Raw genomic sequence first — 16,887 nt, 5'->3', positions numbered from 1 at the left:
GAGAGGCACCGGTGGCGCCACCGGGCGCTGCCTCTGTGCAGAAAGGAGGTGGATCGTGTTCGCACGGTCTACCACGCTTCAGGCGCAACTTTCCGCTCTCGAATCCGGGATCGCACATGTGCGGGACGAGGTCATGCCGGCGCTCGAGGACATTCCCGGCTGTGTCGGGCTTTCCTTGCTCGTCGATCGGCACACCGGCCGGTGCATCGTGACGACCTCATGGGAATCCGAGGATGCCCTGCGGGCGAGCGCCGAGCGGGTGATCCCGATTCGCGATCGCGCCACCGAGAAATTCGGCGGCAGTCCGATGGTCGAGGAGTGGGAGATCGCGGTCATGCATCGCACGCATGTGACGCCGCGGGGTGCGTGTGCGCGCGTCACCTGGGTGAAGACCGATCCCAGCAGGATCGACAGCGCCATCGAGGTCTACCGGGACCACACCTTGCCCGGTATGGAGCAGCAACTCGACGGATTCTGCAGCGCGAGCCTGATGGTGAACAGGTCATCCGGTCGTGCCGTCTCGTGCACTGTCTACGACAATGCCGAGGCGATGGAACGCAACCGCATTGCGTCGGCCGCGTTGCGCGTGGACGCCGCCCGGCAGGCGCGCGTCGAGGCCGTCGACGTCCGTGAATTCGAATTGGCATTAGCGCATTTGCGCGTCCCCGAACTGGTCTGACCTCGAGCGGGGTCGGCGAAACGGCAGGTCGGCGCCGCAGGTTCGACGCGTCGGGCTCGTCCCCGAGCAGGTGGTCACCGCAGCACGGCCGCGGCGCGCGGCCGTGCTCGGCCGGTCGGCGGCGATTCGGACATGGATTCTTCGGGCGATCGTGGGGTCGCTGTCTTCGCACGCTGATTCACCGTGGGAAGTGGGGCGAGGGTCGGGCGCGCGGGCGGGTTGTGCGGTGGCACACTGATCGCTCGGAACTGTTTGGCTCCGTTGATTTTTCGCGCGGGCTCGCGAAAAGTTCGTCGGCGGGATGCTCTACCGTGACAGGGTATCTGTCCGCCACGACCGTGGAGCGTTATGGCTGCCTCGTTCGACCTTCATACCCTCGCGGTGCTCGGTGCGACCGGGGAGCGGGTGGTCATCTGGCATGTGAATGTGGGTGCGGCGCTGGGGGAGTCGCGACTATCGGGCGCGTGGGTGCTGGATCGATCGCGTGACGTGGAGATCGACAGTCTCACACGCGGATACCCGATTGCGCTCGCGGACGAGGGCGTCCGGATAGCCGATGCGGCAGACGAGGGCGCTCCGCTCGTCGACGCTGCGGATGTGGGTGCCCCGGTGGTCGATGATGCAGATGAGAATGCCCCGGTTGTCGGTGCGGCCGAGGAGGCCGCTGTGAGAGCCGAAGCGACGGACGGCCGCGCTCGGATCGCCGCGGCCGCGGGAATCGTCGATGTCGACGCCACGGTGGAAAACGTTCGTGCCGCAATCGAATCGGCCGACGAGCAGTTCTCCCAGCGTCAGGACGCGTCGGGCGGCAAGCACATCCGGCCGCAATGGCCGGTGATCGTGGCCCCGGATGAGGCGGCATTACCGAACTATCAGGTAAATGCCGTCGACGACGGTATTCGGCCCGTGCTCACGCTGGCTCGAGGTTTCGCGGAGCTGGCGGATGCGTGGGCGGCCTTCGAGTCGCTACGGCTCGCCCGGCCTTTTCTGGAGGACCTCGGTGGCCCGGCCGCGCGGCCGTTGCCGCTCGCGGTGCGGTGACTGTGAGCAGCGCGTCGTTGCGCGGTCATGACCGGCTCGGTAAAGAGATCGAAGGGAATCGTTCGGATGGGTCAGAGGCGGATATGACGAGTGCACGCGGCCGGCGCCGTTGGGTTGCGGCGGGGATCGCCCTGGTGGCAGCGGCTTTCAGTGTGACGCCGGGGCTCGCTGCCGCGGCGGAAGCGCTGAATTCCGGCGCTGAATTCGAGGTCGACGGCACACATATCGACCACGTCGTTCAACTCGACGATCGCCGGTCCACCGTGTCCGTGTATTCGGCCGCGATGAATCGGGTCATCACGCTGTCGGTCACTCGCGCCGCCGACGATTCCGCACCGCGTCCGACGATGTATCTGCTCAATGGCGCCGAAGACGGCATCGATGGAAATGGCCGGGAGGTCTCCTGGGAAACCCGTACCGATATCGTCGATTTCCTGGCGGATCGGAACGTGAACGTGGTGAACGTCCTCGACGGTCGTTACACCTACTACACGGACTGGCAGTCCGACGATCCCATGCTCGGCCGCAATAAGTGGACCACCTTCCTCACCCGGGAACTCCCTCCCGTCATCGATTCCGTGCTCGGTGCTTCCGGCCGCAATGCCATTGCGGGAGTGTCGATGTCGGCCACCTCCGCGCTCGCGCTCGCCGAATCCGCCCCCGGTCTGTACGCGAGCGTCGGTTCCTTCAGCGGCTGCGCTCAGACGAGCGGCGACCCGGGCCGCCGATACCTGCAGGCCGTGGTCCTCTCCGGCGGCGGCAACCCCTGGAACATCTGGGGCCTGGACAATTCCCCGGCCTGGACGGCCAACGACCCCTCCACCCCGGCCAATCTCGAGAAACTCCGCGGCACCGACCTCCACATCGCCGCCGGAACCGGCGCGAACCCCGCCGCGGCGGGCGGCGGCCAGGTCGGCGCATCCAGCACCGCGCTGGAATCCACCGTCGAAACCTGCACCCGCGCTCTGCAATCCAATATCGAAGACCTGAATATCCCGGCCGATTTCGACTATCTCCCCGGCGGCGGCCACAATTGGCCCTCCTGGCAGACCGACTTTCACCGTGCGTGGCCCGGAATCGCGCGCAGCCTCGGCCTCTGAAATGGACGGGTGAGCCGAATCGCGGGTCGCGATTCGCTCCAGCCCGCGATACGCGTCGCCGCTACCGGTACGCGGCGCGCCGCAGTACGCGTTCGGTTCCGCTGTCGGCCACCCGGCAACGGACCGATAAGCTGCTTCGAGTGACCGACGAGAAACTGCTGCAGGGACCCATCCACGCCGTCCATGTCGAGCTGGGCGCCACCTTCGCTCCGTTCGGGGGGTGGGAGATGCCGGTTTCGTACGCGGGCACCGTGGGCGAGCACACGGCGGTGCGCACCACCGTGGGTCTGTTCGACGTCAGCCACCTCGGCAAGGCCACGGTCAAGGGGCCGGGGGCGGCGGCCTTCGTGAACTCGGCGCTCACCAACGACCTGAATCGGATTCGCCCCGGCAAGGCGCAGTACACGCTGTGCTGCAGCCCGGAGGGCGGCGTCATCGACGACCTCATCGCCTACTACGTGAGCGATGAGGAGATCTTCCTGGTGCCCAATGCCGCCAACACCGCCGCGGTGGTGGCCGAGCTGCGGAAGGCCGCGCCGGAGGGCGTCACCGTCACCGACGAGCACCGCGGTTACGCGGTGTTCGCCGTGCAGGGCCCGCGGTCGGCGGAGGTGCTGGCCAAACTGGGCCTGCCGACCGATATGGAGTACATGGCCTACGCCGACGCCGAGTGGGACGGCCGCCCGATCCGGGTGTGCCGCACCGGCTACACCGGCGAGCACGGTTACGAGCTGCTGCCCCGCTGGGCGGACGCCGAGGCCGTCTTCCGCGCGCTGGTGAGCGAGGTGAGGGCGGCCGAGGGGCAGCCCACCGGGCTCGGCGCGCGCGACACCCTGCGCACCGAGATGGGCTACCCGCTGCACGGACACGAACTGTCCCTGGACATTTCGCCGCTGCAGGCGCGCACCGGCTGGGCCATCGGCTGGAAGAAGCCGGAGTTCTGGGGTAAATCGGCGCTGGAGGCCGAGAAGGCCGCCGGTCCGCGCCGAATCCTATTGGGGCTCGAGGCGATCGACAAGGGTGTGCTGCGGCAGGGGCAGACCGTGATGCGCGGTGACGCCCAGGTCGGCGAAACCACCTCCGGTACCTTCTCGCCTACCCTCAAGGTCGGCATCGCCCTGGCGCTGCTGGACACCGCCGCGGGCCTCGAGCCCGGCGACGAGGTCGAGGTCGACGTGCGCGGCCGCCGCCTCCGCTGCGCGGTCATCCGCCCGCCGTTCGTCGAAACACGCACCGCCTGACGGATATTCGTCTCCGACGTCAATGCTGTCGGCAGGCCGATGTGCCCGCCGATGGCGGTGGTCGTCTCACGCTTGGTCGGAAGTTCTCCTCGTCGTCATTCCGGAGAACTCTGTCCAAGCCGGCGAGTGGAAGCTCTGTCCAGGATGGGGGAGTGGGACTTCTGTCGATGAGTTCAGCCGCACCAGGTGCCGACGACGTCGTTGTCCTGCTTGCAGGCGGCGGCGTCGAGGCCGGCGGGACGCAGCGAGTTGTACATCTGCCGGATCGTGTCATCGGCGGCCGCGCCGTCCACGCCTTGGTCGGCGTAGAGAACCAGAACCACGGATTGGCCCTTGTTGCCCGGCACCGCGACCGTGTGCACGACCGACGTCGCAGGGTGCGAGCAATCGTTCGGACCCGGGTTGGCGAGCGTCGCCATCACGTGCGCGGCGGGTTTGCCCTGCACCGTGAGAGTTTCGACACCGCTGAGGGTGAAGGTGGAATCGGGGCGGTCGTCATTGGCTCCGGCCACCGTGGCCCAGCTGCCGGCGACATCCTTGGCCGCCGCCGATACGTCGCCCAGCTTCGAGCCCGTCACGCCCGCGATGGCCTTCGAGTGGTGGCCATCGCACGACTTCGGCTGGAGTTCCGACGCGCCGCTCATCACCACGCGCCCGCCACCGCCTTCGAAGCCGACGATGGTGGTCGGGGTCGGCACCGTCCAGTCCTGCGGGACGTCGTACACCGCGTTGCGGGCGATGGAGTACGCCGTCTGCCAGCCGGGCGTGAGTGAGGCGATATTCGATTTCGGCGCGCTGGTCGTGGTGGTGGGCAGCGGTTTCGTCCGCGTCGCGGTATCCTGCGGCCCGTATTGGTCTGCGGGCAGGGCGGTTCCGGTCACGGTGTGCGCGGGGGTCAGAGCCGCGACCACCAGGATGGCGACCAGCCCCACCACGCTCACGGCGATCAGCGCGATCACCAGGGGACGGTTGGATCGAGGCGGCTGTGACAGCGGATGCTCCGGATACACGGCGTCCACCCTATCCAGGGGAGTGAACGGCGGCCGGACACCGAACCGGCCGACCGGCAGGGGTAGCCCGTACCGGCGCGTCGAGGGCGGCGAATTACACTCCAGGTCATGACACTTACCGCGCAGTTCACCCGTGTCCCGCATCCCGCGCCGCTACCGGCGCAGCGGCGGCAGGAGATTCTCGCGGAGCCCGGGTTCGGGCGCTTCTTCACCGACCACATGGTGTCGCTCGATTACATCGACGGGCAGTGGACCAACGGCCGCGTCGGGGCCTACGGTCCGCTGGCCATGGACCCGGCCACCATGGTGTTCCATTACGGCCAGGCCATCTTCGAGGGCCTCAAGGCGTACCGCCAGGCCGACGGCAGCATCGCCACCTTCCGCGTCGACGCCAATGCCGCGCGTTTCCGCCGCTCCGCGGCCCGCATGGCGATGGCGCAGCTGCCCGAGGAACTGTTCATCGAATCGATTCGCCAGCTGCTCGAGGTGGACGCCGACTGGGTGCCCGCCGCCGGCGGCGAGGAGTCGCTGTACCTGCGGCCCTTCATGTTCTCCACCGAGGTCGGGCTCGGCGTGAAGCCCGCCGGCTCTTACAAGTACCTGCTGCTCGGCGGTCCGGCGGGCGCGTACTTCCCGCGCGGTCTGAAGCCGGTGCGGGTGTGGCTGTCCACCGAGTACGTGCGCGCGGCGCCCGGCGGCACCGGCGAGGCCAAGGTGGCGGGCAACTACGCCGCCTCGCTGCTGGCCCAGCAGCAGGCCGCGGAGCAGGGCTGCGACCAGGTGGTGTGGCTGGACGCCTGTGAGCACCGGTACGTGGAGGAGATGGGCACCAACAACCTCTTCTTCGTCTTCGGCAGCGGCTCCGACGCCCGCCTCGTGACCCCCGAACTCTCCGGCTCCCTGCTCCCCGGTATCACCCGCGACTCCCTCATCACCCTGGCCGCCGACTCCGGCTACAAGGTGGAGGAGCGCAAGATCTCGGTCGACGAATGGAAGCGCGGCGTCGAATCCGGTGAGATCACCGAGGTTTTCGGCTGCGGCACCGCCGCCGTGGTCATCCCGGTCGGCTCGGTCCGTTCCGCGGAGGGGGAATTCATCATCGGCACCGGCGAACCCGGCGAGGTGACCATGGCATTGCGCGAGAGCCTCACCGGCATCCAGCGCGGCACGTTCGCCGACACTCACGGCTGGCTGCGCACCCTGGCCTGATCGACCCGCCGAGCGAAAAGCGCCCGCTCCGAAGGAATTCGGCGCGGGCGCTGGGCATGTCATGCTGCGGGAAGTGACGCTCGTCACCGAGTCGATGCCGCGCCGGCCAACCGGAGGTGTCGCAGCGGTCGTGGCAGGCTTCGTCGAATCCGGATGACCGGTCACGCGAAGCCCCGCTGTCTGATATGTCCGCTTCCTATCGGACGCCTCAGCTATGTCCGCTCCCTGTCGGACGCCTCAGCGCGGGCAATTCAGCTGATGCGTGATTACTGAGCTCGCGTGCGGCATGTCACCCTCCGACATCCCGGCACGTTCTCGGCCGGGAGCCTTACCCTCCGAGCGGCACCGGGCTCGGGTGGATTCGGCCACAAGCACGCCCGGAATGACGAAACGACTGCACGGCCTCGGGCTCGGTACTCGGTCAGCTGGGCATGAACATATGCCACTGCTCCAGGGTCTGGGGGCGCATGACGTAGTTGTTCTCCTTGATGTGGGTGAGCGAGGCGCTGGGCTCCTCCGAGTACCAATGGCCGGGGTAGACCGTGGGGTTGGACTTCAGGTCGGCCAGGTAGCGCAGGCTGCGGAACATGGCGTCGGAGTCGCCGCCGGGGAAGTCGGTGCGGCCGCAGCCCTCGACGAAGAGGGTGTCGCCGGCGATGAGGCGGTCCTCGAAGAGGAAGCACTGGCTGCCGGGCGTGTGGCCGGGGGTGTGCAGGAGTTCGATCTCGAAGGCGCCGACCGGGACCTTGTCGCCGTGCGAGTGGCCGGTCAGCTCACTGGGCGCGATGCCGGTGACATTGGCGACCCAGGGGAGTTCCTCGGTATTGACGTGGACCGCCACATCGGTCTTCTCCAGCAATTCCTTCACACCACGCAGGGTGAAGCCCAACATGGTGCCGCCGACATGGTCCGGATGGTGGTGGGTGGCCAGGACCCCGGTGAGCCGCATGCCGTCGGCTTCGGCGAGATCGACCAGCTGCCCGGCTTCGTAAGCGGGGTCGACGACCACGCATTCGCCGCTGTCCCGATCCCCGATCAGGTAGGCGAAGTTACGCATCTGCGTGGCGATCGGATCGCCTACGGCCCAGTCGCGGCCGGAGAGCAACTGGCGGAAGTACAAACGGTCGGAGGCCATGCCTGACAGCGTATTGCGGGCGATGTATCACCCTGTACCCGGACCGGCCACGAGATGGCGGCGAAAGCGCACTCGCCTTCCTCATGAAGGCCACCGGCGTGAGCGAGAGCGCCACGTACCGCTGCTCTACAAGATCGGCTGCCACACCGTTGTCCAGGGCGGGCGCCAGCTCACCAAGCCTGGATGCGAAGAGGCCTGGATGCGAAAAGGCCGCACGCTGAACTGGATCAGCGTGCGGCCCCTGGCTTCGCACAATCCGGCGCGCCGCGTCGACGTCAGCCGGCTCGTCCGTGCGTGGCGGTCAGCGCAGGACGGCTTCGATCTCCGCGGCGGCCTCGGCGCCGTAGGCCTCGCGCAGGCGCTTCATGGCCACGTCGTGATCGAGGCTCCAGTCCTGCGGCCCAACGGTTTCCAACACCAGCACCGCCACCAGCGAGCCGAGCTGGGCCGAACGCTCCAGCGACAGGCCCGCGGACTGGCCGGTCAGGAAGCCCGCGCGGAAGCCGTCGCCGACACCGGTCGGGTCGACCTTGGCCATGTCCGGGACAACGTCCACATGCAGTTCGCTGCCATCACGGTCCACGACCTTGGCGCCCTTGGCGCCGAGGGTGGTGACGCGAATGCCCACGCGCTCACCGACTTCCGCCTCGGACAGGCCGGTCTTCTGGAGCAGGATGCCCCACTCGTACTCATTGGTGAACAGGTATTCCGCGCCGTCGATGAGCCGGAGAATGGTCTCGCCGTCCAGCAGGGCCAGCTGCTGGGACGGGTCGGCGGCGAAGGGGATTCCGGCGGTGCGGCACTGTTCGGTGTGGCGCAGCATGGCTTCCGGGTCATCGGCGCCGATGAGCACCAGTTCGAGCTCGCGGCCCAGCGCGGTGATGTCGATGTCGCGGGCCTCGGTCATGGCGCCCGGGTAGAAGGAGGCGATCTGCGCCATGGTCTCGTCGGTGGTGCAGACGAAGCGCGCGGTGTGGGCCTCGGTGGAGACGCGCACGGCCGAGCAGTCGACGCCGTTGTCCTCCAACCACTTCCGGTACTCGCCCCAGTCCTGGCCGACCGCACCCACCAGCAGCGGGGTGCGGCCGAGCACGCCCATCGCATAGCTGATGTTGCCGGCCACGCCGCCCTTGCGGATGACCAGATCATCGACGAGGAAGCTGAGCGACACGTGCTGAAGCTGGTCTGCCAGCAGCACATCGGAGAACTTGCCCGGGAAACGCATGAGGTGATCGGTCGCGATGGAGGCGGACACGGCGATGGTCACGGGTCGATCCTTCGGTGACGTGCGCACACCGACGTACGGAGACGGCAGACGCGGGGGCCGGCAGTGGATTACGCGGACGGAATGACCGCACTTCGAAAATACTCTGTCCGAGACGGATTAAACCAACTCTCGGTGGCTATCAGGGGCTTCGCCCCCGAACCCCCAGGAACACCGGGGGCTCCGCCCCCGCACCCCCGATGCAGCCGAGGACTTCACCGCCCAGTACAGCCGAGGGCCTCACGCCAACACAGCCGAGGGCCTCACGCCAACACAGCCGAGGGTTCAACCCTCGACGCCGCTATGGCTTCACCCTCGCCGTAGGCAGGGGCTTCGCCGCGCGGTCGCAGCCGGGGGTTTGTCCAAGTCGGTGGACTGATCCTGGGTTTTGACACGCGACAGCGCGGAACATCCGTGGGCGGATGTTCCGCGCTACAGGCGGTCTGTCAGTTGAAGCTGTCGCCGCAGGCGCAGGAGCCGGTGGCGTTCGGGTTGTCGATGGTGAAACCCTGCTTCTCGATGGTGTCGACGAAGTCGATCGAGGCGCCCTGCACGTAGGGGGCGCTCATGCGGTCGACCGCGAGCTTCACGCCGCCGAATTCCACGACCAGGTCACCGTCGAGGCTGCGGTCGTCGAAGAAGAGCTGGTAGCGGAGGCCCGCGCAGCCACCGGGCTGGACAGCGATGCGAAGGGCGAGATCGTCGCGGCCTTCCTGATCCAGCAGCGCCTTCGCCTTGCTGGCGGCGGCGTCGGTCAGAGTCACACCGTGAGTGGTGGTCTCGTTCTGCACAGTCATGAACTCTCCTAAGGGACCTTGTTTCAACCCGTGAAGGCGTGGCCGTCGCCTCTCCGAGCCCGTCTCGATGGCTAGCAACACCTGTCGGCGGGCGACTATTCCCCATCCTACGCGGCGCGTATTCCCCGGACTGTCGCGGTTGTGCAGTCGCTGACAGATAGCTGGTGAAGTGTGCGACGCAACAATCCGGGAGACCGGGATTTTCCGGCAGACATGTCATCGAATAGCCTGGTCGGCGTGAAGTTCCTGCACCGTGGCGAGTCCACCCCCACCTCCGATAGCTCGAGCACCGATGTCGGTGCCGCGGTGGCGGACGCGACCGTCACCCCGGGTAAGGGGCGTCCGACCCCGACACGCCGAGAGGCCGAGGGCCGTCGGCGCGGTCCGGTCGCGCCCGCCCCGAAGACCGCCAAGGAGGCCCGCGCTCGTCGCAAGGCGCTGCGCGGGACCAAGGCGGAGCGCAAGGCGTCCTCGGCCGATCGCCGCGCCGACGCGAACAATCGTCGTGCCCGCATGCTCGCCGGTGAGGAGCAGTTCCTGCTCCCGCGCGACAAGGGCCCGGTCAAGAAGTACGTGCGCGACATCGTGGACGCGCGCCGCAATCTGCTCGGCCTGTTCATGCCGCTGGCGCTGGTGCTGATCGTCAGCATGATCCTCTCGCCCGCGCTGCAGGCGCTGGTCACGCTGGCCATGCTGGTGATGATGCTGTTCATGATCATCGAGGGCGTCGTCCTCGGCCGGATCGTGAACAAGCGGGTCCGGGAGCGCTTCCCGGACGCGACCGATTCCCCGTTCTCGCTGGGCTGGTACGCCTTCGTGCGCGCCTCGCAGGTGCGCCGTATGCGTGCCCCGAAGCCGCAGGTGAGCCCGGGCGACGCGGTCTGACCGGGCCGCTGCCGTCGATGTCGACGGCGTTGGCTGCTTTTCTCTGACGGGCGGTTTCGAACCGCCCGTCAGTTGTGTTCGCGATAGCTCGACAGGGCGCGGATCTCGAGGGCCATGCGGTCGCGATCGCGGTCGATGGCATTTCTCGAGCCCGCCGGCTCCCACGTGTTTCCGCGGTGGAAGGGGACGGCGCGGCCCGCTGCGGCGAGCAGGGCGGCGATGCGGCGGACCATGGTGACTGCCTCGGGTGTGCCGGTCGCGGTGCGGAAGCGGCCGTGGCCGGAGGTGATGGTGGTCATGCTCGGACCTCGCCCTCATTGATGGGATCGGTGGTGCCTGCGGCCATGGAGCCGAAGGTTAGGGTGCCGAGCGCCGCCATGGCGGTTCCGGCTGCGACGATTGCGGACAGTGCGTGCATGGCAGTAAGTTTTCTATAGAGGATTTACTGCCAACAGTGGCGGTTCTGACATAGTTCGCAAATATTCGGCCAGAGGGGTTGGATCATGCTCTCGAAGGTCGCCGTCGTACTCAATGACAATCTCGCCATGTTCGAATTCGGCGTCGTCTGTGAGGTTTTCGGCCTCGACCGAACCGCCGACGGACTACCCGCCTTCGACTTCCGGGTGTGCGGCGCGGAGCCCGGGAAGCCGCTGAAATCCAGCTCACCGGGCATTCACGTATCCCCCGACTACGGGCTGGAGGAGCTGCGCGACGCGGATATGGTTGCCATTCCGGCCTTTCCGATCTTCGCGAGCAACCCCCTCGACCCCCGCGTGGTAGACGCGGTGCGCGATGCCGCACAGGCCGGGGCCACCGTCCTGACGGTGTGCTCGGGGGCCTTCCTCGCGGGCGAGGCCGGACTGCTCGACGGGCGCAAATGCACCACGCACTGGCGGTATGTCGATCTGCTGGCGGAGAAGTTCCCGCAGGCCACCGTCGACCCGGATGTGCTGTTCGTGGACGAGGGCAATCTCATCACCAGCGCCGGCACCGCCGCGGGCATCGACGCCTGCCTGCATCTGGTTCGCCGCGAACTCGGCAGCTCGGTGGCCAATGCCATCGCCCGGCGCATGGTGGTGCCACCGCAGCGTGACGGCGGGCAGCGGCAGTTCATCGAGCGGCCGGTGGTGGACTGTAGTTCCGACAGCCTCAGCGAGACCCTGCACTGGATGGGCGAGCACCTGGAACTGCCGCACACGGTCGAATCGCTGGCCGCGCGCAGTTCCATGTCCACCCGCACCTTCGCGCGCCGCTTCGCCGCCGAGACCGGGACGACACCGGTGAAATGGCTGACCGGACAGCGGGTGCTGCTGGCCAAACAGTTGCTCGAGGACACCGATCTGGATCTCGAATCGCTGGCGCACCGTTGCGGATTCGGGTCCGGCGCGCTGTTGCGGCATCACTTCCAGCGTGTGGTGGGGATCGCGCCCGTGGAGTACCGGCGGCGCTTCGGCGCCAGAGTCTCCTGACCACCGGTCACCTGATGCCCCTGCCTACTCGGCCGGAACACAGGTCCAATTGATACCGTGCTGACGTGTCGCACACTGCTCAGACAACCGATCGGCCGTTGCGGACCCTGGTGCTCGGTGGCGCCCGGTCCGGGAAGTCGGCTTTCGCGGAACAGTTGGTCGCGTCGGAGGCGGTGCGGTACGTAGCCACCGCGGTGGCCGACCCGTCCGACGCCGACTTCGCCGAACGCATTGCGGCGCACCGGGCTCGGCGGCCCGCGGACTGGACGATCGTGGAGGGCGACGCCGTCGCCGCACTGGGCGAGTCCACCCCCGTGACCCTGGTCGACGACCTCGGCACCTGGCTCACCGCGCGACTGGACGCGCGCGTCGCCTGGGAGTCGCCGCGCGGCACCGTCGCGCCGGATATCGACGCGCTCGTCGCCGCCGTCGCCGGATACGGGCAGCGCCTGGTCCTCGTCAGCCCCGAGGTGGGACTCGGCGTGATACCGGCGACCGCCTCCGGTCGCCTCTTCCGCGACGAGATCGGCACCCTGAATCAGCGGCTCGCGCAGGTATGCGACGAGGTCTTCCTCGTAGTGGCCGGGCAGCCGGTACGGGTCAAGCCGGAGGGCGTCTTCGCCTCCGCCCTGTCCGACGCTGCCGCGATGAATTCTTCCGCCGCACCGGCGACTTCGGCGAAGGCCCTCGATTCCGCCGCGGAGCGGACTGCGGTGCAGCCGGTTTCGGCGGCCGCCGCTGCGGCAACCGTGACCGGGTCGGCCGAGGGCGGCGCTGCCGCCGACCCGGGAGTCGGCGCGGTCGACTCCGCGAGCGGCACGGCCGCTGTGGCCGCAAGCGGGCCTGACACCCCGGTGCTGACAAAGCCCGTGCGGCTTTCGTTCGGGCCGGTGCAGGGGCCGGACACCGCGATCCGAGCGGCCGCCGAGGAACGGCAGCTGCAGTTGACCAAGCCCGCCGGGGCGCTGGGGCGGCTGGAGAAGCTGGGCAACTGGGTCGCGGCGTGTCAGGGCGTGTGCCCGCCCAAGCAGTTCGAGCGGGCGCGAGTGGTGGTGTTCGCAGGTGACCACGGGGTGGCGCGGCACGGCGTGTCGGCCTATCCGAGTGAGGTGACCGGGCAGATGGTCGCCAATTTCCTGCACGGCGGCGCGGCCGTGAATGTGCTGGCGCGCTTGGCCGACGCCAGTGTGCGGGTCGAGGACATCGCGGTGGATTCCGATACCGCGCCGGAGATCTCGCGGCACAAGGTGCGGCGCTCCAGCGGCTCCATCGATCGGGAGGACGCGCTTTCCGAGGCCGAGGTGCAGGCCGCGCTGGCGGCCGGCGCGACCATCGCCGACGAGGAAATCGATTCCGGCGCCGACCTTCTCATCGCCGGTGACATGGGTATCGGCAACACCACGCCCGCGACGGTGCTGATCGCGGCCATCACCGACACCGAGCCGGTGATCGCGGTGGGCCGTGGCACCGGTGTCGACGATGCCGGGTGGATCCGCAAGACCGCCGCCATCCGCGATGCCATGTGGCGCGCCCGGCCCGTGATCAAGGACCCGGTCGCCCTGCTGCGCACCGCCGCAGGCGCGGACTTCGCCGCCATGGCGGGCTTCCTGGCCCGCGCCGCGGCCCGCCGCACCCCGGTGATCCTCGACGGTGTCGTGGTCACCGCGGCCGCCCTGGTCGCCGATCAGCTCGCGCCGGGCGCCCGCGCCTGGTGGGTGGCGGGCCATCGCTCCAGCGAGCCCTCCCACACCATCGCCCTCCAGCGCCTCGATCTCGAACCCCTGGTCGACATGGGCATGCGCCTGGGCGAAGGCTCCGGCGCCGTCGCCGCCCTCCCGCTGCTGCGCGCCGCAATCGCCACCCTCGGCGACATGGCGACCTTCGCCTCGGCCGGAGTCAGCACCGCCGACGCGGACGTCGAAGCCGCCGGTGCGTAATACGCCGCCCGTGGTGGCGCGGCGGCTCGCTCCGCGAGATTCGCCGGCGCACAGCCATGTCCGGCGGCACGCAACGGTCCGGTCGTGCCCGGTGGTGCGTGACCACGGTGCCCCCGGCGGGCTCGGTGTACCGCTCGGGCGGGTGCGGTCGCGCCGTGCGATGGGCGTGGGCGCATCAACGGCGGGCGCTGGGGACGCGGTGAGCCGGGGCGTCGCATGAACGGTGCGCGATTATCGGTTTCGTGGTTGACGGTGCTGCCGGTGCGGGGACCGGGCGAGGTGGATCGGGCGGTCGCGGGGCGGGCGATCGCCTGGGCGCCGGTGGTCGGAGTGCTGCTCGGCGGTGCGGCTGCCGGATTGCTGTGGGGGCTCGGCGAATTGGGGGCCTCGTGGCTGCTGGCCGGGTTCCTCGCGGTGGCGGGGCTGGCGTTGATCACGCGGGGGATGCATCTCGACGGGCTGGCCGACACCATGGACGGGCTCGGGAGTTATGGGTCGCCGGAGCGGGCCCGGGAGATCATGAAGACCGGTGGCGTCGGACCGTTCGGGGTGGCGGCGCTGGTGTTCACCATTGGAATTCAGGCGTTTTCGCTGGCGGCGCTGGCAGGGGCCGGGCACTGGCTCGCGGTGGTCGCCGCCGTCGCGGTGGGGCGGGTCGCGGTGGTGCTGGCCTGTCGGAGGGGGATCGAGGCGGCTCCGGGGGCCGGGTTCGGGGCGTTGGTCGCGGGCACGCAGATTCCCGTCGTGGGTTTCGTCTGGGGTGGGATCGCTTGCATCGCAGCGGTGTTCGCCACCGAGAACCCCTGGCAGGGTCCGCTCGCCGTGGTCGTGGCGCTCGCCACGTCGATGGTCCTGGTGCGGCACTGTGTGCGGCGGTTCGGGGGTCTGAATGGTGATGTGCTCGGTGCGGCATTGGAATTGAGCGTCACCATCACCGCTGTCATGCTCTCGCTGACTCGCTGACTCGCTGACTCGCTGACTCGCTGACTCGCTGACTCGCTGACTCGCTGACTCGCTGACTCGTGGCGGGTTTGGCTGGTGGGGAACGGGCGGCTATCGAAGGGATGAACTCGATCGTTCTGCCTGCGCGGCGGAATGATGCGGACGAACCGAATAGTACGTAATCATGTTGGCGTAACCGCGGTTTCGGCAGATTCCAGAACACGCGGTATGCGAATCGGCTCGGTAGCGAAGGGGAAACAGTCCGCTCGCCGTTGACGATCCGACCGCTCGGTGGCCGCGAATACCTCGTGATCGCAACTGCCCCGTGGCGGAAATGGAGTCGCGCAATGCTCGAAATCTTGTTGCAGCTCGGTGTGCTGGCGTTGTTCGCGGTGGTGGCGGTAGGGGGTCCTCGTCCTCGGCGGTGTAGTCGGTCACCAGCGACTGGATCTGCTGACGATCTCGCGCGGGCACCAAGCGCCCGGCCACCCTCACGGCGCTCCAGGTCATCACGGTCATGATCATCACCATCATCGCCGGCGCTCGTGCCCGCCTCGCCCGCGCTCATCGAGGAGCTGTCTGAATACTGCGACGGCACCCACGTCATTCCGGCGCGCTTCGGCCGGAATCCACGGCGTTCGAGGCGGATCCCGGCCAAAAACACGCCGGGATGGCGGAGACGAGTGCCGTTGCCGTATTGACCGAAAGTTGCGAGCGACCGGTCAGGACAGCTTCTCGAGCTTCGGCACCTGCCACTTCCCGTTCAGCACATCGTCTTTCGGCGCATACAGCCGCAGGGTGAGGGAGAACGGGCCGGACTCCGGAATGGGCAGCCAGTGACCCGCCGGGGCGTTCGAGCCTGGATCGGCGTTCTGGATGGCGATCTCGACGGTGCCGTCGGCGTCCGGGGTGAGCGGGACCAGGTGGCCCACCGCGTAGATGCCCGCCGGATTCCGCACCAGATAGCTTTGGCCGTCATAGGCGGTGAGCGACCAGAACGCGCCGACCGGCGGGAGCTTGTCCTTGGCGAAGGTCAGGCGGAATCGATCGCCGGCCTGGGCATTCGCAGTGACCGTCGGGTACACCGCGTCCCGGGGCAGGTTTGCGCCCAGACCGACCGAGGCGACCAGGGCGCGCAGCGCGTAGTCGGTGCCGTAGGTGCCGACATTGAGGTCGAAGGTCCAGCCGTTCTGGTTTCGGGCCTCGGGATCCCGGTAGGCGACGATGCGCTTGCGGGCCTCGGTGGCCGCGGCCGTCAACATGTCCGCCGGTGCGATGGAAACGTTGCCGCCCGGCGTGATGCCGACGGTGGCGAACCGCTGCATGGCGTCGCCGTCCTCGGGCGCGGGCGGATTGAGCGCCATGACCGTGCACATGCGGTTGAAGAAGGTGGGTCCGTCCATCCGCGCCACCATCTGGGCGGGGACGCCGCCGCCCGCGGGGGCGGCGCCCGGCCCGCCCCGCGCCGCGTCGGGATCGGCGTCCCAGATACTGAGCGGGGCCAGCTTCAGCTGCCGCTGCAGTGCGCGCACGGTCTCAATGTCGTTGTCGCCCTTGTATTCGATGCGCCCGAGTAGCCAGGTGGTACCCGTCGGCATCGCCAGCTGGGTCATGTCGTCGGGCACCGTGCCCTTCCAGCCCGGCCCGGTGATCAGGTACGTGTACGGCGGCTGCGGAGCCCCGTCCTTCAGTCGCGGGTTCGCGCTGCCGGGATCGTGCACCGTATTGGTCCACGCGTCCAGGAACTGCATGAGCCAGTATCGGCCCGGTTCGATGGCGGGCACCTGCACCACCATCGGCTCGGCGCGTAGGTCGAGCCAGGCCTGCGAATAGAGAGTGTCCAGATTCAGCCGGACCACCTGCTTGTCCTCGGGGGTCGGCGGACTCTGATGGACGAATTGGTTGGCGGGGCCGCCGGTCTCGCGGGTGACGTCCGCCAGGACCAGCGGAAAGCCGAAGACGTAGGCGTCGGCCGCGATGTCCTTGGGATCGGTGGAGGCCGGGGTGGTGCTGGTCGCGGACGATCCGGTGCTCGACTTGCCGCACGCCGCCAATCCCAGCGCGGCCGCGGCGCTCGCGCTCAGCGCGAGGATCTGGCGGCGCGAGAAGTGCGCGGCGTCTCGGTGCGCGCCGTTCGACAGGAAATCCATCAACTTTTGGTTCCTTTCCCGACGGTGT

Annotated in this window: 16 protein-coding genes; 9 read left to right on the top strand and 7 right to left on the bottom strand. The window is 68.5% G+C overall.

The annotated features are described in order from the left end of the window. Positions 1-55: 55 nt before the first annotated feature. The 4 genes from GLP40_RS15190 (at position 56) to gcvT (ending at position 4,061) form a co-directional block, all read left to right on the top strand. Positions 56-679 (top strand): hypothetical protein, encoded by a 624-nt coding sequence (locus tag GLP40_RS15190; RefSeq protein ID WP_328290191.1) that lies wholly within the window; start codon positions 56-58, stop codon positions 677-679. Positions 680-1,027: 348 nt separating this feature from the next. Then, on the top strand, positions 1,028-1,720 hold the full coding sequence (locus tag GLP40_RS15185) for a hypothetical protein (RefSeq protein WP_154788510.1): 693 nt from the start codon (positions 1,028-1,030) through the stop codon (positions 1,718-1,720). Between the two features lie 83 nt (positions 1,721-1,803). Continuing rightward, positions 1,804-2,820 (top strand): alpha/beta hydrolase, encoded by a 1,017-nt coding sequence (locus GLP40_RS15180; RefSeq protein WP_154788509.1) that lies wholly within the window; start codon positions 1,804-1,806, stop codon positions 2,818-2,820. A gap of 140 nt (positions 2,821-2,960) precedes the next feature. Continuing rightward, the gene (gcvT, locus tag GLP40_RS15175; RefSeq protein ID WP_328290189.1) at positions 2,961-4,061 is read left to right on the top strand and encodes a glycine cleavage system aminomethyltransferase GcvT; all 1,101 of its coding nucleotides are present in this window, start codon (positions 2,961-2,963) and stop codon (positions 4,059-4,061) included. A gap of 173 nt (positions 4,062-4,234) precedes the next feature. On the opposite strand, the gene GLP40_RS15170 is transcribed toward gcvT, so the two are convergent. Continuing rightward, entirely contained in the window at positions 4,235-5,080 is an 846-nt protein-coding gene (locus tag GLP40_RS15170; RefSeq protein WP_154788508.1) for a hypothetical protein, read from the bottom strand. Between the two features lie 99 nt (positions 5,081-5,179). On the opposite strand from GLP40_RS15170, the gene GLP40_RS15165 reads away from it, so the two are divergent. Next, positions 5,180-6,280 carry a branched-chain amino acid aminotransferase gene (locus tag GLP40_RS15165; protein WP_154788507.1) on the top strand — a complete coding sequence of 367 codons (1,101 nt, stop codon included), beginning with the start codon at positions 5,180-5,182 and terminating at the stop codon, positions 6,278-6,280. Between the two features lie 421 nt (positions 6,281-6,701). Here the strand turns inward: GLP40_RS15165 and GLP40_RS15160 are convergent, their stop codons facing one another. The 3 genes from GLP40_RS15160 to GLP40_RS15150 form a co-directional block, all read right to left on the bottom strand. Continuing rightward, positions 6,702-7,415 (bottom strand): MBL fold metallo-hydrolase, encoded by a 714-nt coding sequence (locus GLP40_RS15160; protein ID WP_154788506.1) that lies wholly within the window; start codon positions 7,413-7,415, stop codon positions 6,702-6,704. 301 nt (positions 7,416-7,716) lie between these two features. Beyond that, complete coding sequence (locus GLP40_RS15155) at positions 7,717-8,682, bottom strand: carbohydrate kinase family protein (protein WP_328290188.1); 966 nt, start codon at positions 8,680-8,682, stop codon at positions 7,717-7,719. Positions 8,683-9,125: 443 nt separating this feature from the next. Further along, the gene (locus GLP40_RS15150) at positions 9,126-9,476 is read right to left on the bottom strand and encodes a HesB/IscA family protein (protein WP_033089671.1); all 351 of its coding nucleotides are present in this window, start codon (positions 9,474-9,476) and stop codon (positions 9,126-9,128) included. Positions 9,477-9,713: 237 nt separating this feature from the next. Here GLP40_RS15150 and GLP40_RS15145 point away from each other — a divergent pair, with 237 nt between their 5' ends. Then, positions 9,714-10,361 carry a DUF3043 domain-containing protein gene (locus GLP40_RS15145; RefSeq protein ID WP_328290187.1) on the top strand — a complete coding sequence of 216 codons (648 nt, stop codon included), beginning with the start codon at positions 9,714-9,716 and terminating at the stop codon, positions 10,359-10,361. Between the two features lie 68 nt (positions 10,362-10,429). Here the strand turns inward: GLP40_RS15145 and GLP40_RS15140 are convergent, their stop codons facing one another. Beyond that, positions 10,430-10,660 carry a hypothetical protein gene (locus tag GLP40_RS15140; RefSeq protein ID WP_154788504.1) on the bottom strand — a complete coding sequence of 77 codons (231 nt, stop codon included), beginning with the start codon at positions 10,658-10,660 and terminating at the stop codon, positions 10,430-10,432. Then, positions 10,657-10,779, bottom strand: a complete 123-nt coding sequence (locus GLP40_RS34470) for a hypothetical protein (protein WP_268867122.1) — start codon at positions 10,777-10,779, stop codon at positions 10,657-10,659. The genes GLP40_RS15140 and GLP40_RS34470 overlap by 4 nt, the downstream gene beginning before the upstream one ends. 85 nt (positions 10,780-10,864) lie before the next feature. Between GLP40_RS34470 and GLP40_RS15135 the strand changes: the two genes are divergently transcribed. The 3 genes from GLP40_RS15135 to GLP40_RS15125 all read left to right on the top strand — a co-directional run bounded on the left by GLP40_RS15135 (position 10,865) and on the right by GLP40_RS15125 (position 14,730). Continuing rightward, entirely contained in the window at positions 10,865-11,830 is a 966-nt protein-coding gene (locus tag GLP40_RS15135; protein WP_154788503.1) for a helix-turn-helix domain-containing protein, read from the top strand. 65 nt (positions 11,831-11,895) lie between these two features. After that, positions 11,896-13,767 (top strand): nicotinate-nucleotide--dimethylbenzimidazole phosphoribosyltransferase, encoded by a 1,872-nt coding sequence (cobT, locus tag GLP40_RS15130; RefSeq protein WP_328290186.1) that lies wholly within the window; start codon positions 11,896-11,898, stop codon positions 13,765-13,767. 216 nt (positions 13,768-13,983) lie between these two features. Continuing rightward, a complete protein-coding gene (locus GLP40_RS15125) occupies positions 13,984-14,730 on the top strand; it encodes an adenosylcobinamide-GDP ribazoletransferase (RefSeq protein ID WP_154788502.1) in 747 nt (248 codons plus the stop codon). A gap of 701 nt (positions 14,731-15,431) precedes the next feature. Here GLP40_RS15125 and GLP40_RS15120 read toward each other — a convergent pair. Beyond that, positions 15,432-16,859: a DUF1254 domain-containing protein gene (locus GLP40_RS15120; protein ID WP_154788501.1), complete on the bottom strand. Its 1,428-nt coding sequence runs from the start codon at positions 16,857-16,859 to the stop codon at positions 15,432-15,434. Positions 16,860-16,887 lie beyond the last annotated feature (28 nt).

It is taken from the genome of Nocardia aurantiaca, assembly GCF_009708175.1.
In the GTDB taxonomy this organism is placed as follows: domain Bacteria; phylum Actinomycetota; class Actinomycetes; order Mycobacteriales; family Mycobacteriaceae; genus Nocardia; species Nocardia aurantiaca.
This window is presented reverse-complemented; position numbering and strand designations above follow the sequence as displayed.